The organism is Lysobacter enzymogenes, assembly GCF_017355525.1.
Lineage (GTDB): Bacteria > Pseudomonadota > Gammaproteobacteria > Xanthomonadales > Xanthomonadaceae > Lysobacter > Lysobacter enzymogenes_C.
In genome coordinates this window covers 969894-991825 of record NZ_CP067395.1, presented here as the reverse complement: position 1 = coordinate 991825, position 21932 = coordinate 969894, and the positions used below count along the sequence as shown (strand labels likewise).

22 protein-coding genes are annotated in these 21932 nt (G+C 68.8%); 13 read left to right on the top strand and 9 right to left on the bottom strand.

The genetic code is table 11. The features are described 5' to 3' along the window. Window positions 1–260 precede the first annotated feature (260 nt). From JHW38_RS04000 to JHW38_RS03975, 6 genes are read left to right on the top strand one after another with little or no spacing between them, the layout of a single operon-like run. A complete protein-coding gene (locus JHW38_RS04000) occupies window positions 261–1508 on the top strand; it encodes an isochorismate synthase (RefSeq protein WP_207524736.1) in 1248 nt (415 codons plus the stop codon). Next, window positions 1505–3187 (top strand): (2,3-dihydroxybenzoyl)adenylate synthase, encoded by a 1683-nt coding sequence (locus JHW38_RS03995; RefSeq protein ID WP_207524735.1) that lies wholly within the window; start codon window positions 1505–1507, stop codon window positions 3185–3187. The genes JHW38_RS04000 and JHW38_RS03995 overlap by 4 nt, the downstream gene beginning before the upstream one ends. Further along, the gene (locus tag JHW38_RS03990) at window positions 3184–4062 is read left to right on the top strand and encodes an isochorismatase family protein (protein ID WP_207524734.1); all 879 of its coding nucleotides are present in this window, start codon (window positions 3184–3186) and stop codon (window positions 4060–4062) included. Before JHW38_RS03995 ends, JHW38_RS03990 begins: the two co-directional genes overlap by 4 nt. Continuing rightward, the gene (locus JHW38_RS03985; protein WP_207524733.1) at window positions 4062–5369 is read left to right on the top strand and encodes a condensation domain-containing protein; all 1308 of its coding nucleotides are present in this window, start codon (window positions 4062–4064) and stop codon (window positions 5367–5369) included. The genes JHW38_RS03990 and JHW38_RS03985 overlap by 1 nt, the downstream gene beginning before the upstream one ends. Then, on the top strand, window positions 5366–6208 hold the full coding sequence (locus tag JHW38_RS03980) for a siderophore-interacting protein (RefSeq protein ID WP_278249804.1): 843 nt from the start codon (window positions 5366–5368) through the stop codon (window positions 6206–6208). The genes JHW38_RS03985 and JHW38_RS03980 overlap by 4 nt, the downstream gene beginning before the upstream one ends. Next, window positions 6205–7005, top strand: coding sequence for a 2,3-dihydro-2,3-dihydroxybenzoate dehydrogenase (locus tag JHW38_RS03975; protein ID WP_207524731.1), 801 nt, complete (start codon window positions 6205–6207; stop codon window positions 7003–7005). The genes JHW38_RS03980 and JHW38_RS03975 overlap by 4 nt, the downstream gene beginning before the upstream one ends. 154 nt (window positions 7006–7159) lie before the next feature. On the opposite strand, the gene JHW38_RS03970 is transcribed toward JHW38_RS03975, so the two are convergent. Further along, window positions 7160–7384 (bottom strand): hypothetical protein, encoded by a 225-nt coding sequence (locus JHW38_RS03970; protein ID WP_207524730.1) that lies wholly within the window; start codon window positions 7382–7384, stop codon window positions 7160–7162. 123 nt (window positions 7385–7507) lie between these two features. Continuing rightward, entirely contained in the window at window positions 7508–7804 is a 297-nt protein-coding gene (locus JHW38_RS03965) for a hypothetical protein (RefSeq protein WP_207524729.1), read from the bottom strand. A 271-nt stretch (window positions 7805–8075) separates the two neighbouring features. On the opposite strand from JHW38_RS03965, the gene JHW38_RS03960 reads away from it, so the two are divergent. Continuing rightward, complete coding sequence (locus JHW38_RS03960) at window positions 8076–8609, top strand: hypothetical protein (RefSeq protein ID WP_207524728.1); 534 nt, start codon at window positions 8076–8078, stop codon at window positions 8607–8609. A gap of 221 nt (window positions 8610–8830) precedes the next feature. On the opposite strand, the gene JHW38_RS03955 is transcribed toward JHW38_RS03960, so the two are convergent. Beyond that, window positions 8831–9835, bottom strand: a complete 1005-nt coding sequence (locus tag JHW38_RS03955) for a LacI family DNA-binding transcriptional regulator (RefSeq protein WP_207524727.1) — start codon at window positions 9833–9835, stop codon at window positions 8831–8833. Between the two features lie 91 nt (window positions 9836–9926). Here JHW38_RS03955 and JHW38_RS03950 point away from each other — a divergent pair, with 91 nt between their 5' ends. The 5 genes from JHW38_RS03950 to JHW38_RS03930 all read left to right on the top strand — a co-directional run bounded on the left by JHW38_RS03950 (window position 9927) and on the right by JHW38_RS03930 (window position 14644). Next, window positions 9927–10979, top strand: a complete 1053-nt coding sequence (locus tag JHW38_RS03950) for a sugar phosphate isomerase/epimerase family protein (RefSeq protein ID WP_207524726.1) — start codon at window positions 9927–9929, stop codon at window positions 10977–10979. 28 nt (window positions 10980–11007) lie between these two features. Further along, window positions 11008–12228, top strand: coding sequence for an MFS transporter (locus tag JHW38_RS03945; RefSeq protein ID WP_207524725.1), 1221 nt, complete (start codon window positions 11008–11010; stop codon window positions 12226–12228). 8 nt (window positions 12229–12236) lie between these two features. After that, window positions 12237–13391, top strand: a complete 1155-nt coding sequence (locus tag JHW38_RS03940; RefSeq protein ID WP_207524724.1) for a Gfo/Idh/MocA family protein — start codon at window positions 12237–12239, stop codon at window positions 13389–13391. An 80-nt stretch (window positions 13392–13471) separates the two neighbouring features. Further along, window positions 13472–14329, top strand: a complete 858-nt coding sequence (locus tag JHW38_RS03935; protein ID WP_207524723.1) for a sugar phosphate isomerase/epimerase family protein — start codon at window positions 13472–13474, stop codon at window positions 14327–14329. Window positions 14330–14344: 15 nt separating this feature from the next. Further along, window positions 14345–14644 carry a c-type cytochrome gene (locus JHW38_RS03930; RefSeq protein WP_207524722.1) on the top strand — a complete coding sequence of 100 codons (300 nt, stop codon included), beginning with the start codon at window positions 14345–14347 and terminating at the stop codon, window positions 14642–14644. 30 nt (window positions 14645–14674) lie between these two features. Here the strand turns inward: JHW38_RS03930 and JHW38_RS03925 are convergent, their stop codons facing one another. The 5 genes from JHW38_RS03925 to JHW38_RS03905 all read right to left on the bottom strand — a co-directional run bounded on the left by JHW38_RS03925 (window position 14675) and on the right by JHW38_RS03905 (window position 19930). Continuing rightward, a complete protein-coding gene (locus JHW38_RS03925) occupies window positions 14675–15421 on the bottom strand; it encodes a 3-keto-disaccharide hydrolase (RefSeq protein WP_428995286.1) in 747 nt (248 codons plus the stop codon). Window positions 15422–15462: 41 nt separating this feature from the next. Further along, window positions 15463–16041, bottom strand: a complete 579-nt coding sequence (locus JHW38_RS03920) for a gluconate 2-dehydrogenase subunit 3 family protein (RefSeq protein ID WP_207524721.1) — start codon at window positions 16039–16041, stop codon at window positions 15463–15465. Next, window positions 16041–17726 carry a GMC oxidoreductase gene (locus tag JHW38_RS03915; protein WP_207524720.1) on the bottom strand — a complete coding sequence of 562 codons (1686 nt, stop codon included), beginning with the start codon at window positions 17724–17726 and terminating at the stop codon, window positions 16041–16043. The genes JHW38_RS03920 and JHW38_RS03915 overlap by 1 nt, the downstream gene beginning before the upstream one ends. A gap of 27 nt (window positions 17727–17753) precedes the next feature. Beyond that, a complete protein-coding gene (locus JHW38_RS03910) occupies window positions 17754–18548 on the bottom strand; it encodes a hydroxypyruvate isomerase family protein (protein WP_242691351.1) in 795 nt (264 codons plus the stop codon). A gap of 392 nt (window positions 18549–18940) precedes the next feature. Next, complete coding sequence (locus JHW38_RS03905) at window positions 18941–19930, bottom strand: NAD(P)H-binding protein (protein WP_207524717.1); 990 nt, start codon at window positions 19928–19930, stop codon at window positions 18941–18943. A 93-nt stretch (window positions 19931–20023) separates the two neighbouring features. Here JHW38_RS03905 and JHW38_RS03900 point away from each other — a divergent pair, with 93 nt between their 5' ends. Beyond that, entirely contained in the window at window positions 20024–20917 is an 894-nt protein-coding gene (locus tag JHW38_RS03900) for a LysR family transcriptional regulator (RefSeq protein WP_207524716.1), read from the top strand. A 21-nt stretch (window positions 20918–20938) separates the two neighbouring features. Here the strand turns inward: JHW38_RS03900 and JHW38_RS03895 are convergent, their stop codons facing one another. Continuing rightward, complete coding sequence (locus tag JHW38_RS03895; RefSeq protein ID WP_242691186.1) at window positions 20939–21922, bottom strand: LysR family transcriptional regulator; 984 nt, start codon at window positions 21920–21922, stop codon at window positions 20939–20941. Between the last annotated feature and the right edge of the window lie 10 nt (window positions 21923–21932).

Below are 21932 nucleotides of genomic sequence, written 5' to 3'. Positions count from 1 at the left end.
CGCGCGCCATCGTTCATCCGGCCTCGTCGCGGCAAGCGCTTGCCGATGCGTTCGCAAGTGGCATAATCGGCGCTCCACGGACGACGTAATCACGGCTCGTCCATTCCTGCCAGCCGGCGTTCCCGCCCGCAAGCTCGACCCTCAGAGCCTGCAGGTGATCCCTTGAACGCACTGCCACGCGCGGTCCGCGCGCTGTTGTCTTCTTCTTTCCGAATCGATGCCCTGGCCGGCGGCCGCAACGCCGTTGCGGGAGCATGGCGATGATGGGCGAAGCGAAACTGACGCTCGTCGCGCCGCTCGAGCCGGCCGCCTCGTTGGATGCCGCGGCCGTCGAAACCGCATTGCCGGCCTTGCTGTCGAGCTATCGGCCGCACGATTCGTTGTTCTCCTCGGTCCAGACCCAATGGCATGCGCGCGGCGTGCTGCACGCCCTGGCGCGCGCCAGCGACGACGATCTGGCCGGCGCCAGCGAGCGCCTGCTGGCGCAGGTCGCGGCCGAAAACGGGCGTCTGCCTTTGCTCGGCGCGGTGCCGTTCGAAGGCGGCCAGCCGGCGCGGCTGTGGGTGCCGGCGCAGGCCGCGTTCGCGGCCGGACGCGCGCGCCACGGCGGCGCGGCGCAGCTGCTGCCCGGCGATGCGCGCAGCGCGCCGCAGGTCGAGCCGGTGCCGGCGCCGGCGCAGTTCAAGCGCAACGTCGAGCGTTCGCTCGACCGCATCCACGACGGCGGCCTGCGCAAGGTGGTGATGTCGCGCAGCCTGCGCATCGCCGCGAAGGTCGACGTGCCGCAATTGCTCGGACAATTGCTGGCGCGCGCGCCTTCGGCCTACACCTTCGCGATGGACCTCGCCGGCGCCGGCGGGTCCGCGGCCTGCCTGATCGGTTCCAGTCCCGAGCTGCTGCTGTCCAAGCGCGGCGCACGCATCGTGTCGAACCCCTTGGCCGGCTCGATCCCGCGCAGCGCCGATCCGGCCGAAGACCGCCGTCGCGCCGAAGATCTGCTGCGTTCGGCCAAGGACCTGCACGAACACGCGCTGGTGATCGACGACGTGGCCGCGGCGCTGCGCCCGTTCTGCCGCGAACTGCACGTGCCGGCGGCGCCGTCGCTGCTGGCCACGCCGACGATGTGGCACCTGTCCACGCGCGTGGACGGGGTGTTGCGCGATCCGGCGACCAGCTCGCTGCGGCTGGCGCTGGCGCTGCATCCTACGCCCGCGGTCTGCGGCTATCCGACCGAACCGGCGCGGCAGGCGATCCGCGAACTGGAAGGCTACGACCGCGGCCTGTTCACCGGCCTGGTCGGCTGGTGCGACAGCGAGGGCGACGGCGAATGGGCGGTGACGATCCGCTGCGCCCTGGTCGAGGAAGACTGCGCGACGGTGTTCGCCGGCGCCGGCATCGTCGCCGGTTCGCAGCCCGAAGCCGAACTGGCCGAAACCACCGCCAAGCTGCGCACCATGCTCGGCGCGATGGGGCTGTCGCACGTGGCCGAAAGCGAGGGCAGGGCATGAGCGCGACGCCGCTGGACGGCTTCGTGCCGTGGCCGCCGGAGTTCGCCGCGCGCTACCGCGAGCGCGGCTACTGGAACGGCGAGAATCTTTACAGCAGCCTCACCCGCGGCGCGCACGCGCATCCCGAGCGCATCGCCATCGTCTGCGCGCAGCGGCGCTGGAGCTATGCCGAGTTCGACCGGCGCGCGCGCCGCTTTGCCGCAGGCCTGCGCCGCATCGGCATCGGCCCGCGCGACCGGGTGCTGCTGCAACTGCCCAACATCGGCGAGCACTACATCGCCTGCCACGCGTTGTTCCTGCTCGGCGCCTTGCCGGTGTTCGCGCTGCCGGCGCACCGCCGCGCCGAGATCGGCTACTTCGTCGGCCACACCCAGGCGCGCGCCTGCGTGATCGCCGACCGCGAGGGCGGCTTCGACTACCGCGCGATGATCCGCGAAGTGCGCGCCGAACAGGCCTGCCTGAGCGACGTGATCGTGGTCGGAGAAGCCGAGGAGTTCCGCAGCTTCGACGACCTGCTCGACGAACCCTTGCAGGGCGACGGCCCCGATGCGGGCGAAGTCGCGTTCCTGCAATTGTCCGGCGGCAGCACCGGCGTGCCCAAGCTGATTCCGCGCACCCACGACGATTATCTCTACAGCGTGCGCGAAAGCGCGCGCATCTGCGGCCTGGACGGCGGCACGGTGTATCTGTGCGCGTTGCCGGCCGCGCACAACTTCCCGATGAGTTCGCCCGGCGCGCTCGGCGTGTTCCTTGCCGGCGGCTGCGTGGTGCTGGCGCGGCAGAGCGATCCCGAATCCTGTTTCGCGCTGATCCAGCGCGAACGCGTCACCCTGACCGCGCTGGTGCCGGCGCTGGCGCTGGCGTGGCTGGAATCGCGGGTGCGTTCGCGTTACGACCTGCGCAGCCTGGACTGCGTGCAGATCGGCGGCGCGCACCTCGCCGGCGACGTCGCCCGGCGCGTGCCGGACGCGTTCGGCTGCCGTCTGCAGCAGGTGTTCGGCATGGCCGAAGGCCTGGTCAACTACACCCGCGCCGGCGACAGCGACGAACTGACGCTCGGCACGCAAGGCCTGCCGATCAGCGCCGACGACGAGATCCGCATCGTCGACGACGAGGACGCCGAGGTCGCGCCCGGCGCAGTCGGGCATCTGCTGACCCGCGGGCCGTACACGATCCGCGGCTACTACCGCGCCGAATCCTACAACGCGCGCGCGTTCACCGGCGACGGCTTCTACCGCACCGGCGACCGCGTGCGCCGCTTGCCGAGCGGGCATTTGATCGTCGAGGGGCGGGCCAAGGATCTGGTCAACCGCGGCGGCGAGAAGATCGCGGCCGAGGAGGTCGAAGGCTATCTGCTCGCGCATCCGGCGGTGTTCGACGCCGCGCTGGTGGCGATGCCCGACCGCTGGCTCGGCGAGAAGTCGTGCGCGTTCGTGGTGTTGCGCGAGCCCGCGCAGGCGAGCCCGCGCGAGCTGGCCCAGTTCCTGCGCGAACGCGGCATCGCCGCGTACAAGGTGCCCGACCGGATCGAATTCCTCGCCGCGTTGCCGCGCACCGCGGTCGGCAAGATCGACAAGAAAGCCTTGCGCGCGCGCTTCGACGCGCCGTCCGCGGCGCCCGCCGGCGGCGTGGCTGCTCCTTCTGTTGTCTCTACTTCTTTCGCCCAGGCCACGCCATGACCATCCCCAAGATCGCGACCTATCCCATGCCCGCCGAACACCGCTGGCCGCCGAACCGGGTGGAATGGCGCCCCGAACCGTCGCGCGCGGTGTTGCTGATCCACGACTTGCAGGAATACTTCCTGGCGTTCTACGACCAGGCCCAGGCGCCGGTGCCGCAGTTGCTGGAGAACGTGCGCGCCTTGCGCGACGCTTGCGACGACGCCGGCGTACCGGTGGTCTACACCGCCCAGCCGCCGGTGCAGAGCGCGCAGCAGCGCGGCCTGCTGCAGCCGTGGTGGGGCCCGGGCATCACCGCGCAGCCGCAGCTGGCGCCGGTGGCCGCGCCGATCGCGCCGCGCCCGCACGACACCGTGCTGACCAAGTGGCGCTACAGCGCCTTCGTCTCCAGCGACCTGCGCGAGCGCATGCGCGCGCAGGGCCGCGACCAGCTGATCGTCTGCGGCATCTACGCGCATATCGGCTGCATGATGACCGCGGCCGACGCGTTCATGCACGACATCCAGCCGTTCCTGGTCGCCGACGCGGTCGCCGACTTCTCCGCCGACGAACACCAGATGGCGCTGGACTACGTGTCGCGCCGCTGCGGCGTGGTGATCGGCCGCGCCGACTGCGCGCAGGCCCTGGCCGACGGTGCCGGGCTGCCGGTCAGCCTGACCGCGCTGCGCACCGAGCTGGCGTTGATCATGGAACGGCCGCTCGAAGAAGTCGGCGCCGAAGACAATCCGTTCGAAGCCGGTCTCGACTCGATCCGGTTGATGACGCTGCTGGAGCGCTGGTCGGCGCGCGGCGAGCGGATCGGTCTGGTCGAACTCGCCGAGCGCGGCAGCGTCGCGCAGTGGTGGGAACTGATCCAGCAGCGGCGGGCGGCGTGATGGCCGCCGGCTTGCCGCTGACCGGCCCGCAACTGGGCATGTGGGCGGCGCAGCAGATCGATCCGGACAGTCCGTCGTTGTGGACCGCCGAAGCGGTGGAGTTGAACGGCCCGCTCGACGAAGCGGCGCTGGAAGCGGCGATCCGCGAGGCGCTGACGGCCTGCGACGCGCTGCACATGCGCTATCGGGCGCACGACGGCGAAGTCGCGCAGTGCCTGCGCGAGCCGCGCAGCGTGGTGATCGGCCGCGAGGACTTCATCGGTTGCGACGCGCCCTGGGACAGCGCCTGGCGCTGGATGCGCGACGACTTGCTGCGCCCGGCCGATCTGGCGCGGCGGCCGTTGTTCGCCACCGCGCTGGTTCGCCTGGGCGCGCAGCGCCATCTTTGGTACCTGCGCGCGCATCACATCGCGCTGGACGGTTTCGCCTATCTGCTGCTGATCCATCGCGTGGCCGAACTGTACTCGGCCGCCACCGGCGGCCGCGCCGCCGCGCCCGCGCGCGACTGGTCGCTGGCGCCGGTGGTCGCCGAGGAAGCGCAGTACCGCGCTTCCGACGGGTTCGCGCGCAGCCGCGAGTTCTGGCTGCAACGCTGCGCCGGCGCGCCCGAACCGGTGACCTTGGGGCCGAAGTGCGCGCCCGACGACAGCGCGCGCTCCTCGCACCTGAGCCTGCCCGCGGGCGAGCACCTTCGTTGGCACAACGCGGCGCGCGCGCTCGGCGTGGACTGGTCGGCGTGGCTGATCGCGGCGGTGTTCGCGTGGATGCGCGGACGCAGCGGCGCGGACGAAATCAGCCTCGGTCTGCTGGTGATGAACCGGCTCGGTTCGGCGGCGCTGAGCGTGCCGTGCATGGGCATGAACGTGGTGCCGCTGCGGCTGCGCCTGCAGGCGCAGTGGAGCTTCGCCGAACTGGCGCGCGCGGTCGCGGCGGAACTGCGCGAACTGCGTCCGCACCAGCGCTACAACTACGAATGGCTGCGTCAGGATCTCGGCCTGGGCGACAGCTACGCCCAGCTGTACGGCCCGGTGCTGAACCTGATGCCGTTCGACCGCGGCTTCGTGTTCGACGGCCTGAGCAGCCGCGCGCATCCGGTGTCGGTCGGTTCGGTCGAAGATCTCGACCTGACCGTATCGCCGCTGGCCGACAGCGTGCGCTTCGACATCGAAGCCAATCCGCAGGCTTACGACGCGGCGACGTTGCAGACGCACCATCGCGCCTTGCTGGCGTTGATGGATGCGGCGCTGGCCGATCCGTCGCAGCGCCTGGACGCACTGGCCGGCGCGCCCGCGCGCGAGGCGGCATGAGCGCGCGGCCGCGCGCGCGACTGCTGCAGGTCGCGCGGATCGATCAACGCACACCGCAGATGCGCAGGATCGCGCTGCGCGGCGAGGACCTGGCCGGATTCCCGGCCGGTTGCGAAGGCGCACACATCAAACTGCTGTTCGCGCCCGACTCGCGCGACGCACCGGCGCTGCCGCAGTTCGGCGAGCACGGCCCGGTGTGGCCCGAAGGCGCGGCGCGGCCGGTCGTCCGCACCTACACGGTGGCGCGCTTCGATGCGGATGCGGGCGAGCTGGAGATCGATATCGTCCTGCACGGCGACGACGGTCCGGCCTCGCGTTGGGCGGCGAACGCGCGCGTCGGCGATCCGCTCGGCGTGGGCGGCCCCGGCGGGCCGGAACTGTTCCGCGCCGATGCGCCGCGCCATCTGCTGATCGGCGATCCCAGCAGCTATGCGCTGATTTGCGCGGTGATCGCGCGTCTGCCGGCGCAGGCGCGCATCGATGCGCTGCTGGAAGCGCCCGATGCCGGCGAAATCCAGCCGTTGCCGCAGCATCCGGGTTTGCAGGCGCGCTGGTTTTCGCGCGACGGCGAGCCCGCGGGCGCGAGCCGCCGCCTGCTCGACGCGGTGCGCGCGATGCCGTGGCCGCGCGGCGAAGCGGTGTCGGTGACCTTGGCCGGCGAAAGCGCGCAAGTGGTCGCGATCCGCGACCTGCTCGCGCGCGAGCGCGGCGTGCCGCGTTCGATGATGTACGCGGTGCCGTACTGGAAGGACCGCTGGGACGAGGAGCGCTATCACGACGAGCGCCATCGGATCATGGACGCGTTCGAGGCCGAGGCGGAGCAGGGGGCCGAGGCATGAACGGGCAGGGCGGCGGAGCGGGGGAGTTCGACGGGCGCCTGGCGCTGGTGACCGGCGCGGCGCAGGGGATCGGCGCGGCGACCGCGTCGCGGCTCGCGCAGCAGGGGGCGCGGCTGGCGCTGTGCGACCGCGACGAAGCGCAGTTGCGCGAATGCGCGCGGCGCTTGCGCGGGGAGGGCGCGCAGGTCGCGGAATTCGTCTGCGACGTCGCCGATCTCGCCCAGGTCGCGGCGATGGTGGAGCGGATCGAGCGCGAACTCGGGGAGATTGCGCATCTGGCCCACGTCGCCGGCATCCTGCGCGTCGGCGCAGCGGTCGGACCCGATCCCGACGACTGGGACGCGTGCATGGCGGTCAATGCGCGCGGCGCGTTCGCCGTCGCCGGCACGGTCGCCGCGCGCATGCGCGAACGCGGCCGCGGCAGCATCGTCGCGGTCGGTTCCAACGCCGCCTCGGCGCCGCGCACCGGTATGGCCGCGTACGCCGCGTCGAAGGCCGCGGCGACCCAGTACCTGCGCTGCCTGGCACTGGAACTGGCGCCGTTCGGCGTGCGTTGCAATATCGTGTCGCCGGGATCCACCGACACCGCGATGCAACGCGCGTTCGCCGACGACGAGGCGGCGCGGCAACGGATCCTGCGCGGCGACGGCGAGCGCTTCCGCCTCGGCATTCCGCTGGGCCGCATCGCCGATCCCGAAGACGTGGCGGAGACGATCTGCTTCCTGTTGTCGGAGCGGGCGCGGCACATCACGCTGCACGATCTGCGCGTCGACGGCGGCGCGACGTTGGACGCTTGAGTCGCGGCGGCGCCGCGCTGCATGTTTCGTACATGCAACCGCAGCACGGAGATTTACCTTCGTTGCACACGAAGACGCCGGCTGAGTAAGCCGGCGTCTGTGCGTTGCTGTCGCGTAACGTTATGCGAAAACGAAAGCGGCCAATCTCCGTGGTTCAGGGCACGGTGATGCCGCGGCTGTCGTCTTCGCCGACCACGCCGCTGTCGGAGCTGTTCCAGATGATGTACAGGTACTTGCGGTCGCCCGGCGACGGATCGCCGTAATCGCCGTTGTTGGCGATGAAAGTGCGCTGCCCGGCGTTGTATTGCTGACGGACCTTGCTGGTGACGTCGTTGGTGTTGTTCCACACGCCATAGCCGGCGAAGTTGATGGTAGCCATGATGAAATCCTCGATGAGCAGACGACGCTCGCCCGCATTCCGGCGGGCCGCTCGCCGGTGTCGTCCTGGCCGGCGGTTGAGTGCAGCCTGCGCCGGTCGCGCCGTTCGTACCTTTCGGGAACCTTACGGTTGCATCGGTGCGGCCGTTGCAGCGCAGGAGCGGCGGTTGCAGCGGCCGCCAGCTTGAAATCTGAGCGGTCGATGGCGGTCGAGACCCTCGGATTTCAAGGCGGCCCGGCGGCGTTCCTCGAACTGGCGACGCGATCGCAGGCCCTTGAGGTAGAGCTCGTTGTGATCGCGCCAAAGCAGACCGCGTAGCCGTTCGACGGGCATGCGCTGGCCGTCGTCCGAAACCAGATAGCGGCCGCGCTGGCGCCAGTCGGACCACTCATGGGTCAGGTCGATGTGGGGTGGAGTCATGGGAAGGATTCCGTAAGGTGGTTGAGAGAGCGGTCGAGCGCTCAAAGCCTGTAATGGCCTGCTTGGGGGGCTACCTTATGGCTATAACATAATACACATTATGCGAAATTATGGGGAGGGGGTAGCTCCATAAACCCCCTCCGGCTTATGCCCAGGCTGCTGCTGCGGAAGACAACCTGCGGTGCGATTGATGACGCGCCAGCGCACAGCACTCCGCTGGGCATAGATCGAAGCTGATCTCGGCTGCATCTACATCTAGAATCATCGGATCATGCCCAATCCCGTTTTCGGCGATACGAGCAGCTTGCGCTTCGAGATCGCTCCCAAAGACCCTGCGAGCTTCTCGATGCGGAGCGTGGACATCCACGCAGCCGGTGCGCACCTGACCGCGCGGGACAACAGCGCTTACGTGCCGAGCTTGCTGTTCCGGCTGGACCGCACCTTGCGTAGCTTTCGCGAGCAGACCCGCTTTCGGCCGCGGCCGGACATCTTCGGCGAACGCGGGCCGGAAGCGATACACCGCTTGCTTGCCGATGAGGCCGAGGAGTTCGCCGGCGGCGACGAAGTGTCGGACTTGTGGACCTTTCTCGATTTCGGCGACACCGTGCTGCACGTGCTGGGCTTTCTGATTCCCACTCAGGGCCGGCTGTACCTGACCGTCGACATGCTTCGGCCTGGAGAAGGAAACAGCCAAGCGATCCGCATCGTGGAAGTACGGGAGCAAGCACTGGCCCAGAGCATGAGCGCCACGCTCGATCTGGTGGCGGCGGACTACGACGGCGATAAATCTTCGTTGCAGCGATAGGCCTCAGTGACGGAGTCGGCGAACGGCCGATGTCCGAGGACGAACTGCCGCGTGCGCTGGCCGCCACAGCGCGGCGGCCCGACCCGCATCATGCCCCGGCTCGATCGCCTGCGTCGCGCGGCTTCAGGGCGTCTCGATCGCGGCCCTCCCCTCCTTCTAGGTTATTGCGCAAGGCGGCCTCCGATAACTCCGTAGAACCAGGACGGCCCGCGCAACACGCGCTACGACGCGACCGTCGCGGTCGACCCACGCAGCATGAAGCTGAAGTCGAGCGTCTGCTGATGCTGCACTTGCTCCGCCTCGATGATCGCGAGCAGCAGGTTGACGGCGCGCACGCCGATCTCGCGCATCGGCTGGCTGATCGTCGTCAGCGGCGGAGTGAGATAGCGCGACGAGGCCAGATCGTCGAAACCGACGATCGAAAAGTCTTGCGGCACGCGGATTCCAAGATCCCGGCACGCGGCCAGAACCCCGAGCGCCATCTGGTCGCTAAAGCAGAACGCGGCGGTCGGGGCGGACGGCTTCCCCAGCAGAGCCTTCACCGCGGCATAGCCGGACTCGATCGAAAAATCGCCCGGAACGATCTGCAGCAGGCGCCGGCGGCCTCGCGCCTTGGCGGCGGCTTCGACGCCTTCGAGCCGTTGTCGATGCAAGGGGTTATCGGCCGGTCCGCCTACCACGGCGATCCGTTCGTGCCCCAGGCCGTACAGATGCTCCATCGCCGTGCGCGAGGCCGCGGCGTTGTCGATGTGCACGCTGGGAATGCCGAGCGCCGGATCGAACTCGCAACCGTTGACCACCGGCGCCGCAGTGCCGAGCCGCTTGACGATCTCCTGCGCGGTCGGCGGCAGCCGGTGCCCGAGCACGATCAGGCCGTCGGCCTCGTTGCGTGGAAGCATCTGCGCGTAGCGTTCTTCCCGATCCGGCCGGTTCTGGGTATCGCCGAGCAGCACGGCGTAGTCGGCCGCCTGCGCGGCTTCTTCGGCGCCCTGCAGGATCTGCGCGAAGAACGGATTGGCGATGTCCGGCACCGTGACCAGGATCTTGCCGCTGCGCTGGGTCTTGAGCGTGCGCGCCACGGTGTTGGGCACGTAGCCCAGCGCGGCGGCGACCTCCTCGATGCGCTGGCGCGTGGCCGGCAACACCTTCTCCGGCCGCGACAACGCGCGCGACACGGTGCCGGCCGAAACGCCGGCGCGTTTGGCGATGTCGTAAATGGTCGCCATGCTTCAGCCCGATCGCCCTCGCTGCGCTGCACAACATGCATCCTGACAACCCCATGCTAGGATTGCAATCGATTGCATCAGGCGGATTTCCATGAAAACGCTCAAGGGTCCAGCGCTGTTCCTCGCCCAGTTCATCGGTGACAAGCCTCCGTTCGATCGGTTGGACACGCTGGCCGAGTGGGCCGCCGGCCTGGGTTATTGTGGCGTACAAGTACCGACCAACGCGCCGCACCTTTTCGACCTCGCGCAGGCGGCGCGCAGCCAGGCCTATTGCGACGACGTCGCCGCGTCCCTGGACCGGCACGGCGTCCGCATCACCGAGCTGTCCACGCATCTGCAGGGCCAGCTGGTCGCCGTGCATCCAGCCTACGACATCTTGTTCGACGGTTTCGCCCCACCGGAAAAACGCGGCGATCCCCCTGCCCGCCAAGCCTGGGCCGTCGAGCAGCTGATGCTCGCAGCGCAGGCCAGCCAGCGCCTGGGGTTGAGCGCGCATGCGACATTTTCCGGCGCGCTGGCCTGGCCTTATTTCTACCCCTGGCCGCAACGGCCGCCGGGCCTGGTCGAAGCCGCCTTCGCCGAACTCGGCCGCCGCTGGCGCCCGATCCTGGACGCGTTCGACGCCTGCGGGGTCGATGTGTGCTACGAAATCCATCCCGGCGAAGACCTGCACGACGGCGCGACCTTCGAGCGCTTCCTCGACACCGTCGACCACCATCCGCGCGCGAAGATCCTGTACGACCCCAGCCACCTGCTGTTGCAGCAGATGGATTACCTGGGCTTCATCGACCGCTATCACGAGCGCATCGGCATCTTCCACGTCAAGGACGCCGAGTACCGCGCCGATGCGCGCAGCGGCGCGTACGGCGGCTACCAGGACTGGATCGACCGCGCCGGCCGGTTCCGTTCGCTCGGCGACGGCCAGATCGATTTCAAGGCGATCTTCTCCAAGCTCGCCCAGTACGACTTCCCGGGCTGGGCGGTACTGGAATGGGAGTGCTGCCTGAAGCATCCGGAAGACGGCGCGCACGAGGGGGCCGCCTTCATCCGCGACCACCTCATCCGCGTCACCGAGCGCGCGTTCGACGACTTCGCCGACAGCGGCGCGAGTCCGCAAACGGTGCGCAGTTTGTTGGGGATTTGATCCGACGCCGTCCGCAAAAGGGGAAGCCATGAGATTCACCATGCCGCGCCTGAGCGCGATGATGTTTCTGCAATTCTTCATCTGGGGGGCGTGGTTCGTCACCCTGGGCACCTACCTCGTGCAGGGCCCCTTGCAGGCTAGCGCGAGCCAGGTCGCGACGGCGTTCCTGAGCCAATCCATCGGCGCCATCGTCGCGCCGTTCCTGGTCGGACTGATCGCCGACCGCTATTTCGCCGCGCAGCGCATCCTGGCGCTGCTGCATCTGGCCGGCGCGGCGCTGATGTGGGGCGCGTCCGCGGCCACCAGCTTCGCTACGTTCTCGGCCTGCGTCATGGCCTACATGCTGCTGTTCATGCCGACCCTGGCGCTGGCCAACAGCATCGCGATGCGGCACATGCAGGCGCCGGAAAAGCAGTTCCCGCCGGTCCGCGTCGCCGGCAGCATCGGCTGGATCGTCGCCGGCGCGCTGATCGGCTGGCTCGGCTGGGAACAGGCGCACCGGCTCGACCTCACCTTCAAGATGGCGGCGGCCGCCTCGCTGCTGCTCGGCCTGTACGCGCTGACCCTGCCCGACACGCCGCCGCTGGAGCGGCAACGCAACGCCACGCTCGGCCGGATTCTCGGGCTGGACGCGCTGCGCCTGCTGAAGTCGCGTTCCTACCTGGTGTTCTTCCTGGCCTCGATCGCGATCTGCGTCCCGCTGTCGTTCTACTACAACTTCACCAACCCGTATCTCAACGACCTGGGCGTGCGCGGCGCGGCCGGATTACAGTCGCTCGGGCAGGTGTCCGAGGTGCTGCTGATGCTGGCGATGCCGTTCCTGTTCGCGCGGCTCGGGGTGAAGACCATGCTGGCGCTCGGCATGGCGGCGTGGGTGCTGCGCTACGTCCTGTTCGCCTACGGCGACGCCGGCAGCGGGTTCGCGTTGCTCGTCGCCGGCATCGTCCTGCACGGCATCTGCTACGACTTCTTCTTCGTCACCGGCCAGATCTACACCGATGCCCATGCCGGCCCCGCGTTCCGCAGCAGCGCGCAAGGCTTCATCACCTTGGCGACCTACGGCGTCGGCATGTTGATCGGCAGCTTCCTGTCCGGCGCGGTCGTGGAGCACTACACCACCGCGGCGGGCCGCGACTGGCAGCAGATTTGGCTGTTCCCGGCCGGCGTCGCCTTGATCGTGCTGGTGGCGTTCGCGTTCCTGTTCCGCGAGCGGCCGGCCGCCGCTTCCGCCGCGCCGTCCGCACCGTGAGGAAATCGATGAGCCCGCTTGGAGTCGCCGTCGTAGGCACCGGCATGATCGGCAACGTGCATCGGCGCGCGGCGATCCTGGCCGGCGCCCGGGTCGTCGGCGTGAGCGCGTCGTCGCCGCAACGCGCCGCGGACGTAGCGTCCGCCTGGAACGTCGCGCGCGCCTATCGCGACATCGACGAAGCGCTCGCCGATCCGCAGGTGCAGGTCGTGCACGTCTGCACGCCCAACCACCTGCATCGGGCGATGGCGCAGGCCGCGCTGGAAGCCGGCAAGCACGTGATCTGCGAAAAGCCCCTGGCCACGACGCTGGAAGATGCCGAAGCGCTCGCGGCGTTGGCCGCCGCCAGCGGGCTCGTGGCGACGGTGCCGTTCGTCTACCGCTATCACCCGGTCGTGCGCGAAGCGCGCGCGCGCATCGCCCAGGGCGAACTCGGGCCGCTGCGGCTGATCCACGGCAGCTACCTGCAGGACTGGCTGCTGGATCCGGCCAGCAACAATTGGCGCGTGGATCCGGCGCTCGGCGGCGTCTCGCGCGTGTTCGCCGACATCGGCTCGCACTGGTGCGATCTGGTGGAATGGGTCGCCGGCGAACGCTTCGTCGAGGTCAGCGCCGCGTTCGCAACCGTGATCGCGCAACGCAGCGCCGCCACCGGCCAGAGCTATGCCGGCCCGGCCGCCGGCGGGGCGATGCAGGCCGTCTCAAGCGAAGACGTCGCCGCGGCGATGTTCAAGACCGGCAGCGGCATCCTGGCCGCGTTGACGGTCAGCCAGGTCTCGGCCGGGCGCCGCAATCGCCTCTGGTTCGAAATCGACGGCGCCCACGCCAGCGTCGCGTTCGACCAGGAAGACAGCGAACGGCTGTGGATCGGCCGGCCCGACCAGCGCGAAGAAATCTTCGTGCGCGGCCCGGCGGCGGGCAGCGCGGAGCAACGCCGGCTGTCGGCGCTGCCGGTCGGCCACGCGCAGGGCTACGCTTATTGCTTCGAGGCCTTCGTCGCGGACAGCTATCGCGCCATCGCCGCCGAAGCGCCGGACGGGCTGCCGACCTTCGACGACGGGCTGCGTTCGGCGCTGATCGTCGACCGCGTCGTCGCATCGTCGCGCACGCGCGCCTGGACCGCGATCGGCCGGGCTCACGACGCAGAGCGAGGGCCCGACTGACTCGCGTATCCGCCACGACGAGCCGCTCGCCTTCCGCGTTCCGACCTCGTCCGCAGCCATCACCCTTCCGGGAGGACACCATGACGATCGCTACACCGCGCACCCTCGCGGCCGCCGCACTTTTGTTCCTGACCGCCCTACCCGCCTTGGCGCAACACGCCGCGACCCAGGCCAAGCCCATCGCCGTGCAGATGTACACCTTGCGCAGCATCGCCTCGCTCGACGAACGCCTGAAGATCGTCCACGACGCCGGCGTCCGCGCCGTCGAGACGGTCGGCACCCAGGACGTTTCGGCCAAGACGCTCAAGCAACTGCTCGGCAAGTACTCGATCAAGGCGATCTCGACCCATGCGCAGCTCGCCGACCTGCGCAGCGACCTCGACGGCGTGGTGGCGTTCAACAAGGCGATCGGCAACACGACGCTTGTGGTGCCCTACCTGAAAAAGGAAGAACGTCCGACCGACGCAGCCGGCTGGATCGCGTTGGGCAAGGAACTGGGCGCGATAGCGAATAAAGTCCGGGCCAAGGGCATGACCCTGGCCTATCACAACCACGACTTCGAGCTCGTCGATTTCGACGGCAAGACCGGCCTGGAACTCCTGTTCGAAGGCGCAGGCCCGCAGCTTCAGGCCGAGCTCGACCTGGCCTGGATCGCGCGCGCCGGCCGCGACCCGGCGGACTTGCTCGGCAAGTTCCGCGGGCGCGTGTTCGCGGTGCACGCCAAGGACAACGCTCCGCCGGGCCAGGCCAAGGACGAGGACGGTTTCGCCGCCCTGGGCAAGGGCGTGCTGGACTGGAATACGATCCTTCCCGCCGCCGCGCGCGCGGGCGTGAAGTGGTACATCATCGAGCACGATCATCCGCTCGACCCCGCTGCGGTCGTCAAGACCGGCGCGGCCTACCTCAACCAGCACCTGCCCGCAGGCGCGGACCGCTGAGCGCGGAGAACTCCCATGTCGAACTACGTTCTGATCGCAGCCGTGCCCGTCCTCGCCGCGGCGCTGGCCGCCGCGCCCGCCGCCGCGCAGGATTCCGCGGCGGGCGCCAAGCTCTATGCCGCCAATTGCGCGTCCTGCCACGGCCCCAACCGCGCCGGCATGGGCGAGATGTTTCCGGCCCTGACCGATGTCGGCAAACGGCTCGACGCGAAGAAGATCAAGGAGCGGATCAAGACCGGAGGCGGACTGATGCCGCCGTTCGGCCAGCTGACGGAGAAGGATCTCGAAGACCTCGCGGTCTTCCTCAAACAGTAGGACGCCGGCCCGGCGTTCCGCTGCGCGCCGCTACAGCTCCCGCACCCAGATGTTGCGGTAGCTGATCTTGGAATCGTGATCCTGCAGATAGATCGGCGCGCAGCCGTGCGGCGAATAGGACGGCGCGCCGATGTACTCGGTCTTGCCGGACACGACGGTGTCGTTCTGCACCAGCACGCCGTTGTGCAGCACGGTGATGCGCGCCGGCGAGACCAGGCCGCCGCCTTGCGAGAAACGCGGGGCCTTCCAGATCACGTCGTACGCCTGCCACTGGCCCGGCGCGCGCGAGGCGTTGACCAGCGGGATCGACTGCTTGTAGATCGAAGCCGCCTGGCCGTTGGCATAAGTCGGGTTGCGGTAGCTGTCGAGCACCTGCAGTTCGTAGAGCTCCTGCAGGAAAATCCCGCTGTTGCCGCGGTGCTGGCCGTCGAATCCCTGGGTCTTGACCGGGGTGCGCCATTCGATATGCAGCTGGATGTCGCAGAAGCGCCGCTTGGTGCGGATGCCCTTGCTGCCGGGCACCACGGTGACAGCGCCGTCGGCGACGGCCCACGGCGCCTTGCCGCCCTGCTCCGCCTCCCATTCCGAGAGCTGCTTGCCGTCGAACAGCACCACCGCATCGGACGGCGCGGCGTCCTTCGGCGTGGCCACGGCCGCGGGAACCGGCTTCCAGACTTCGGTGCTGGCGGGATCGCGCTGCGGCGCGTCCTGGGCCTGCGCGAACGCGGGCGCTGCGGCGAGGATGGCGAACGCCATCGACTGGATCGGTGTAGCCATCGTTGCTCCGGCAGCAGCGGCGCGAGCGCGCCGCCGCAGCATCAGTTGGTCGCCCATGCGGGCGTGCCCGGCACGTAGGCCGCGTCGCCGTCGTAACGGCCCGGCACCGCGACGTAGCGCAGCGCTTCGGTCGCGCCGGCCTTGGAGGTGAAGAAGCCGAACAGCGCGAGCTGCTTGATCATGGTGAAGTAATGCGGCTTCACCGCATTGGGATTGGCGTCGCCGGTGGCCATCGCCATCGAGTTGACCCGCCGTCCGGCTTCGGCGTCCAGGGCGCGCAGCAATTCGGTGCGCGCCTGTGGGGACAACGAGACGAACCGGCCTCCCGCGCGCTTGTCGATATCGGCCAGGCCCGCATGGAAGATCGTCTGGTATTCGGGGGTGTAGCAATCGCTGACGAAAGTCGCCATGAACTGGCCCGTGCCCGCGTCTTTCGCGCCCGGCGTCTTGGTCCGCGGCAGGATGGTGTCCGCGATCTCGTCGAGCAGGGCCACTTCGTCCGCGGAGAAGGCGCGCTTCCCGTCCGGCGCCGGCGCCTGTCCATACACGAGCGCCGGCAGGCCGATCATGGCTGCGCCCGTCGCGGCGGCGATCATCTTCAGCAGTTCGCGACGTTCCATCACAGGTTCCCCGCCTTGAGTTCGCGCACCGCATGATCCGCCGCGCGCGCGGTCAGCGCCATGTAGGTCAGCGACGGATTCACGCAGGCGCTGGAGGTCATGCAGGCGCCGTCGGTGACGTAGACGTTCGGCGCGTCCCAGACCTGGTTGTGCATGTTCAGCACCGAGTTCTTGCGGTCGCGCCCCATCCGCGCGGTACCCATTTCGTGGATGGCCATGCCGGGAGCGTAGTCGTTCTCGTGCACCTTGACGTTCTTGACCCCGGCCGCCTCCAGCATTTCGGCGGCGTCCGCGCCCATGTCCTTGCGCATCGCGCGTTCGTTCTTGCGCAGGCTCACGTCCATCGCCAGCACCGGCAGCCCCCACTTGTCCTTGCGCTGCGGATCCAGGCGGATCGTGTTGTCGTGGTACGGCAACATCTCGCCGAACCCGGTCATGCCGATCGACCAGCCTCCGGGAACGCTCAACGCGTCCTTGAACTCGGCGCCGATGCTGAGCTCGGCGATGTCGCGCGACCAGCCGCTGCGGCTGGCCGAGCCCTGGTAGCCGAAGCCGCGGACATAGTCGCGCTTGTCCTTGCCGAGGTTGCGGAAACGCGGAATGTAGAAACCGCACGGACGGCGGCCGAAGTAGTACTTGTCGTCGAAGCCTTCGACCGTGCCGGACGCGCCGACGCGGAAATGATGGTCCATGACGTTGTGGCCGAGCTCGCCCGACGCCGAGCCCAGCCCGCCGTCCCAGACGTCGGTGGCCGAGTTCATCAGCAGCCAGGTCGAATTGAAGGCCGAGGCGTTGATGAAGACGAGCTTGGCGGTGTAGCGATAGGTCTGGCCGTTCTCGGCGTCGATGATCTCGACCCCGCTCGCGCGCTTGCGGTCCTTGTCGTAAATCACTTGCTTGACGATCGAGAACGGGCGCAGGGTCAGGTTGCCGGTCTTCATCGCCGCCGGCAGCGTCGCCGACTGGGTCGAGAAATAGGCGCCGAACGGGCAGCCGAGGATGCACTTGTTGCGGTACTGGCAATTGACCCGGCCCTGCTCCGGCTTGGGCTGGGTGATGTTCGCGGTGCGCGAGTGGATCAGGCGGCGGCTGCCGCCGAACGCTTTTTTGATCCGCGCCGCCACGTCTTTCTCGACGACGTTCAACGGGATCGGCGGCAGGAACTGGCCGTCGGGCAACACATCCAGCCCTTCGGCGGTGCCGGCGATGCCGGCGAATTTCTCGACGTGGTCGTACCACGGCGCGATGTCGGCGTAGCGGATCGGCCAGTCGGTGGCGATGCCTTCCTTGAGGTTGGCCTCGAAATCCAGGTCCGACAGGCGATAGCTCTGACGGCCCCACATCAGCGAACGGCCGCCGACGTGGTAACCGCGGAACCAGTCGAAGCGCTTGGTTTCGGTGTAAGGGCAATCCTTTTCGTCGGCCCACATCCCGGCCGTGTCTTCGGCCAGCGGGTAGTCGCGCTTGAGCACCGGAAACGCGGCCTTCATCTCCTGGGTCGCCCAGGTGCGGTGCGGATAGTCCCACGCTTCTTTCATCGCGTTGACGTAGCCCTTGACGTGCTCGATGTTGCGGCCGCGCTCCAGCATCAGGACCTTGAGCCCCTTTTCGGTCAGCTCCTTGGCCGCCCAGCCGCCGCTGATGCCCGACCCGACGACGATCGCGTCGTAATGATTGTCTGCCATGAGAACTTCCTCAGGTGGATATCGGTTTCAGACGTCGCACAGGCGTATCGCCTCGCGCAGCGAGGCGACCGGATCGGGCGCCAGCGCGGTGAACTCCTGCGCCAGGTAGCCGTCGAAACCGGTATCGCGGATCGCGCGGCAGATCGCGGGATAGTTGAGTTCCTGGTCCGCGCCGATCTCGTTGCGGCCCGGCACGCCCGCGGTGTGGTAATGCTTGAAGAACCCATGGTGCTTGCGGATGCTGGCGATGATGTCGCCTTCCATGATCTGCATGTGGTAGATGTCGAACAGCAGCCCGAAGTGGTCCGACCCGATGCGTTCGCACAATTCGACGCCCCACGCGGAGCGGTCGCACAGGTAGTCGGGGTGGTCGACCCGGGAATTGAGCAGTTCCATCACCAGCACGACGCCGCGCTTTTCGGCGTGGCCGAGGATGCGCTTGATCCCGGCCTCGGCGTTGGCCAGTCCCTCGCGCGGGTCCATGCCGTTGCGGTTGCCGGAAAAGCAGATGAGGTTGCGGTAACCGGCATCGGCGACCAGATCGATATGGCGGGTGTAGCGTTCCACCAATTGGTCGTGGAACTCGGTCGCGGCGAAGCCTTTCTTCAGGCCCAGCTCGGCGCCGTTGCACATCGAACTGAATACGCCGTGCGCCTTCAAGGTCGGCCAGTCGTCCGGGCCGACCAGGTCGATCGCGGAAAAACCGATGCTCTTGACCGTCTGGCAGAGTTCGGCGAGCGACTGCTTCGGCAGCGTCCAGCGGCAGACCGATTGCTTCAGCCGTCCCTTGAGCTTGCCGTCGGGCGCAGCGGCGATCGCCATGCCGGGAGCGACCGCGGTCGCGGCGAGTCCGAGGCCGGCCAGCGCCGCGGTGCGGATCGCGTTCCTGCGCGTGATCTTGGGGTTCGTAAAGCTCATTTTCGCTTCCTGAAGCCGATAGCCGTTAGGTTGCTCGAACGAGTCTTCGAACCAGCGGACATCGATTCCGCCGCGAACCTCGCTATCCGCATGAAACCGCAAAATTCGCCTGGATGCAATCGATTGCGCGAAAACGAAAGAAGCCTGGTGGCAAGTCCTGCGATGCGAAGTTTTATGCTGCAAGGCACAACGGCGCGGGCGGAAGATTTCTGCCCGCGCGTCGCAAACGTTCGATGGTTTTCCAATAGACGTTTATGCACCGACGGCCATGTGCATGATCGCGCCGGCGCGTTGCTTCATGCAGCGTGCCAGCGCGACGACGCATCCAGGCATCCCAACGCCGACAGAGTCTCGCCTACGCTCGCCTGCAGCGGTGTGCGCGGTTCCGCTCCGAGCAATTCGAGCAGGCGGCGATTGTCCAGCCGCATCGGATGCCGCCAGTAGGGCCCGATCTCCGCCGCCTCGCGCGGGAACCCGCCCAGCGGCGACAGCGCGCGCATCAGCCACCACGGGAAGCGCCAGCGCGGCGGCCTGCGTCCGAGCACCGTGCCCAGCGCATCGACCATGCCGCGTCCGTCGCGGTCGTAGTACCCCTCGAAGTGCACGCGCTCGAACGGCTGCAGCGCATCCTCCGCTTCGACGAGGCGGACGATGGCCTCGGCCAGGTCCGGCAGGTACGCCCAGCTGTGGCCGGGGCCCGTGGCCGGATCGAGCAGGTAGCGCACCGGCCGCCCCGGCCGCACCAGGGCCTGGGTGAACCAACTGGTGTGCGCGCCCGGTCCGTAAAAGTCGCCGGCGCGGACGATCAGGCTCGGCACCTCGGCGGCGGCGCGTTCCAGCATCCGCTCGAGTTCGACCCGGATCTTGCCCTTGCGCGAAGTCGGACGCTGCGGCGTGTCGGGCGCGGCCAGCGACACCCGGGTCGGGTCGTAGTTGTAGATCGTGCCCGGCAGCACCACCCGGGCGCCGCCGGCGGCGCGGGCCGCGGCGATGGTGTTGGCCATCATCGGCAGCACCGTGGTTTCCCAGTGGAGGTAACGCGGCGGGTTGACCGCGTGCACGATCAGCTGCGCGCCGGACGCCGCGTCGCGCACCTGCGCTGCGTTCATCGCGTCGCCCTGGACCCACTGCGGCGCCGGCGCGGCGTACGCCCAGCCGTCGCCGGCCTTGCGCGGGTCGCGCGCCAGGGCCTTGACCGACCACCCGGCGCGGATCAGCGCCGCGGCGATCGCGCCGCCGACACCGCCGCTGGCGCCGAGTACCAAAGCCGTCTTTTCGCTGTTCATAGAAGCTCGCCTGTCGTCTGGGGGAGTCCAGGTTGCGACCGCGGCTGTTATATTGGAATTGACTAAAACACGTGAGCAGCTCAAACATTTTTTATGAGCTACGAGATCGATTGGGAAAACCAGCGCGCGTTCCTGGCGGTGTTCGAAGAAGGCAGCCTGTCCGCCGCTGCGCGGCGGCTCGAAGTCGCCCAGCCGACCGTCCGCGCCCGCCTGGAGTCGCTGGAACACGCGCTCGGCATCGTGCTGTTCATCCGCTCGGTCAACGGCATGGCGCCGACCGAGCAGGCGCGCGAGCTCGCAGTGCCGGCCCGGGCGATGGCGCGGGCCTCGCAGGCCTTCGTCCGCGCCGCCTCGACCCCGCCGGGCGAGGCCGCGGGCACGGTGCGCATCGGCGTGTCCGAAATGGTCGCGGTCGAAGTGCTGCCGCCGATGCTCGCGGCCCTGCGCGTCGCGCATCCGCGCGTCGGCGTGGAAGTGGCGCCGAGCAACGCCAGCGCGGATCTGCTCGAACAGGAAGTCGACATCGCGGTGCGCATGCACGCGCCCAGGCAGGGCGCGCTGGTCAGCCGCAAGGTCGGCGCGATCGGCCTGGGATTTTTCGCCCATCGCGATTATCTGGCGCGGCGCGGCACGCCGACGACCCTGGCCGAGCTGATCGGGCACGACATCATCGGCCCGGACCGCGACGGCAACGACCTGCGCACGGCGCTGGCCCTGGACCCCGCGCTGACCCGCGAACGCTTCGTCCTGCGCACCGACCATCACCCCACCCAGGTCGCCCTGCTGCGCGCGGGCGCGGGCATCGCCGCGATTCACTGCGCGAAGGGCCGGGAGGATCCGGAACTGGTGCAGGTGCTGCCGGCGCTGCCGTTCCCGCCGATCGACACCTGGATCGTCATGCACGAGGACTTGCGCGACGTGCCGCGGGTCCGGGCGGTGTTCGATCATCTGGTCGAGGCTTTTTCGGAGTACGCGCGGCGCTCGTGATCGGCCCGTGCGCGCATTTCGTCATCGAGCGGTCGGCGACAGTTGTTGGCACAAGCCCCAGACCGTATCGCGCAGCCAGCGATGCGCCGCGTCCGCCTGGAAGCGCGGATGCCAGATCAGCGACACCTGGATCTCGCGCGTGGCGACCGGCAGTTCGAAACTTTGCAGCCCCTGCCCCGCCGCGCCGCGCAGGCTCGAATGCGGAACCAGCCCAATCAGATCCGAGTGCGCGACGATGCGCATCGCGTTGGCATACGTCGGCACCGCCATCAGGATGCTCCGACGCAGGCCGAGCTTTTCCAGCGCGGCGTCGACCGGCCCGGTATACGGCGGGTGGCGCGACACCACCACGTGCGGGTAAGCGACGTAACGTTTCGCAGTCGCCGAACGTTTGGGCGCCAGCGGATGCCCGGCCCGGCAAATGCCGACGAAGCGGTCCTTGAACGCAAGCCGCGTCTTCATTTCCGGCGCCTGGGTGCCCAGCACGCCGACTTCCAGGTCGATCGTCCCTTCGCGCAGCGGCTCCGCGTCCTTCGTCAGCTTGGGAACGAAGCGGATGCGCACCCGCGGCGCGGCGCGAACGATCGCGGCGACCAACGAGGGACCGATCCGGTCGACCAAGGCGTCGTTGGCGCGGATCGCGAAGGTCCGCTCCAGCGTGCTGAGGTCGAGCGCCTGGCCGCCCGGTTGCAGCACATCGCGCGCGTCGCTCGCGACTCGGTGCACGCGTTCGGCGAGCGCCTGCGCGTACGGCGTCGGCACCAGCGCCCTTCCGGCCTGGACCAGCAGCGCATCGCCGGTGGCCGCGCGCAGACGCGAGAGCGTGCGGCTCATCGCGGACGGACTCAGGCCGAGCCTGCGCGCGGCCGCGGTCACGCTGCGCTCGTCGAGCAATGCGTCGAGCGCCGTCAGCAGGTTCAAATCGATGTGCTGCATGCGCGGGCTCCGGTCAGTTGTGCATGGAACGCAATCGATTATTGCACCCGGCGCGTCTGGTGCAACCATCTTCCGCTGC

Excerpts from the sequence above, each read along its gene's own strand:
- JHW38_RS03915 (WP_207524720.1), bottom strand. The coding sequence starts at position 17,726 with ATGGCAGACAATCATTACGACGCGATCGTCGTCGGGTCGGGCATCAGC.
- JHW38_RS03930 (WP_207524722.1), top strand. The coding sequence starts at position 14,345 with ATGTCGAACTACGTTCTGATCGCAGCCGTGCCCGTCCTCGCCGCGGCG.
- JHW38_RS03970 (WP_207524730.1), bottom strand. The coding sequence starts at position 7,384 with ATGGCTACCATCAACTTCGCCGGCTATGGCGTGTGGAACAACACCAAC.
- JHW38_RS03975 (WP_207524731.1), top strand. The coding sequence starts at position 6,205 with ATGAACGGGCAGGGCGGCGGAGCGGGGGAGTTCGACGGGCGCCTGGCG.
- JHW38_RS03910 (WP_242691351.1), bottom strand. The coding sequence starts at position 18,548 with ATGGCGATCGCCGCTGCGCCCGACGGCAAGCTCAAGGGACGGCTGAAG.
- JHW38_RS03950 (WP_207524726.1), top strand. The coding sequence starts at position 9,927 with ATGAAAACGCTCAAGGGTCCAGCGCTGTTCCTCGCCCAGTTCATCGGT.
- JHW38_RS03995 (WP_207524735.1), top strand. The coding sequence starts at position 1,505 with ATGAGCGCGACGCCGCTGGACGGCTTCGTGCCGTGGCCGCCGGAGTTC.
- JHW38_RS03900 (WP_207524716.1), top strand. The coding sequence starts at position 20,024 with ATGAGCTACGAGATCGATTGGGAAAACCAGCGCGCGTTCCTGGCGGTG.
- JHW38_RS03980 (WP_278249804.1), top strand. The coding sequence starts at position 5,366 with ATGAGCGCGCGGCCGCGCGCGCGACTGCTGCAGGTCGCGCGGATCGAT.
- JHW38_RS03955 (WP_207524727.1), bottom strand. The coding sequence starts at position 9,835 with ATGGCGACCATTTACGACATCGCCAAACGCGCCGGCGTTTCGGCCGGC.
- JHW38_RS03935 (WP_207524723.1), top strand. The coding sequence starts at position 13,472 with ATGACGATCGCTACACCGCGCACCCTCGCGGCCGCCGCACTTTTGTTC.
- JHW38_RS04000 (WP_207524736.1), top strand. The coding sequence starts at position 261 with ATGATGGGCGAAGCGAAACTGACGCTCGTCGCGCCGCTCGAGCCGGCC.
- JHW38_RS03960 (WP_207524728.1), top strand. The coding sequence starts at position 8,076 with ATGCCCAATCCCGTTTTCGGCGATACGAGCAGCTTGCGCTTCGAGATC.
- JHW38_RS03985 (WP_207524733.1), top strand. The coding sequence starts at position 4,062 with ATGGCCGCCGGCTTGCCGCTGACCGGCCCGCAACTGGGCATGTGGGCG.
- JHW38_RS03945 (WP_207524725.1), top strand. The coding sequence starts at position 11,008 with ATGAGATTCACCATGCCGCGCCTGAGCGCGATGATGTTTCTGCAATTC.
- JHW38_RS03965 (WP_207524729.1), bottom strand. The coding sequence starts at position 7,804 with ATGACTCCACCCCACATCGACCTGACCCATGAGTGGTCCGACTGGCGC.
- JHW38_RS03895 (WP_242691186.1), bottom strand. The coding sequence starts at position 21,922 with ATGGTTGCACCAGACGCGCCGGGTGCAATAATCGATTGCGTTCCATGC.
- JHW38_RS03990 (WP_207524734.1), top strand. The coding sequence starts at position 3,184 with ATGACCATCCCCAAGATCGCGACCTATCCCATGCCCGCCGAACACCGC.
- JHW38_RS03925 (WP_428995286.1), bottom strand. The coding sequence starts at position 15,421 with ATGGCTACACCGATCCAGTCGATGGCGTTCGCCATCCTCGCCGCAGCG.
- JHW38_RS03905 (WP_207524717.1), bottom strand. The coding sequence starts at position 19,930 with ATGAACAGCGAAAAGACGGCTTTGGTACTCGGCGCCAGCGGCGGTGTC.
- JHW38_RS03940 (WP_207524724.1), top strand. The coding sequence starts at position 12,237 with ATGAGCCCGCTTGGAGTCGCCGTCGTAGGCACCGGCATGATCGGCAAC.
- JHW38_RS03920 (WP_207524721.1), bottom strand. The coding sequence starts at position 16,041 with ATGGAACGTCGCGAACTGCTGAAGATGATCGCCGCCGCGACGGGCGCA.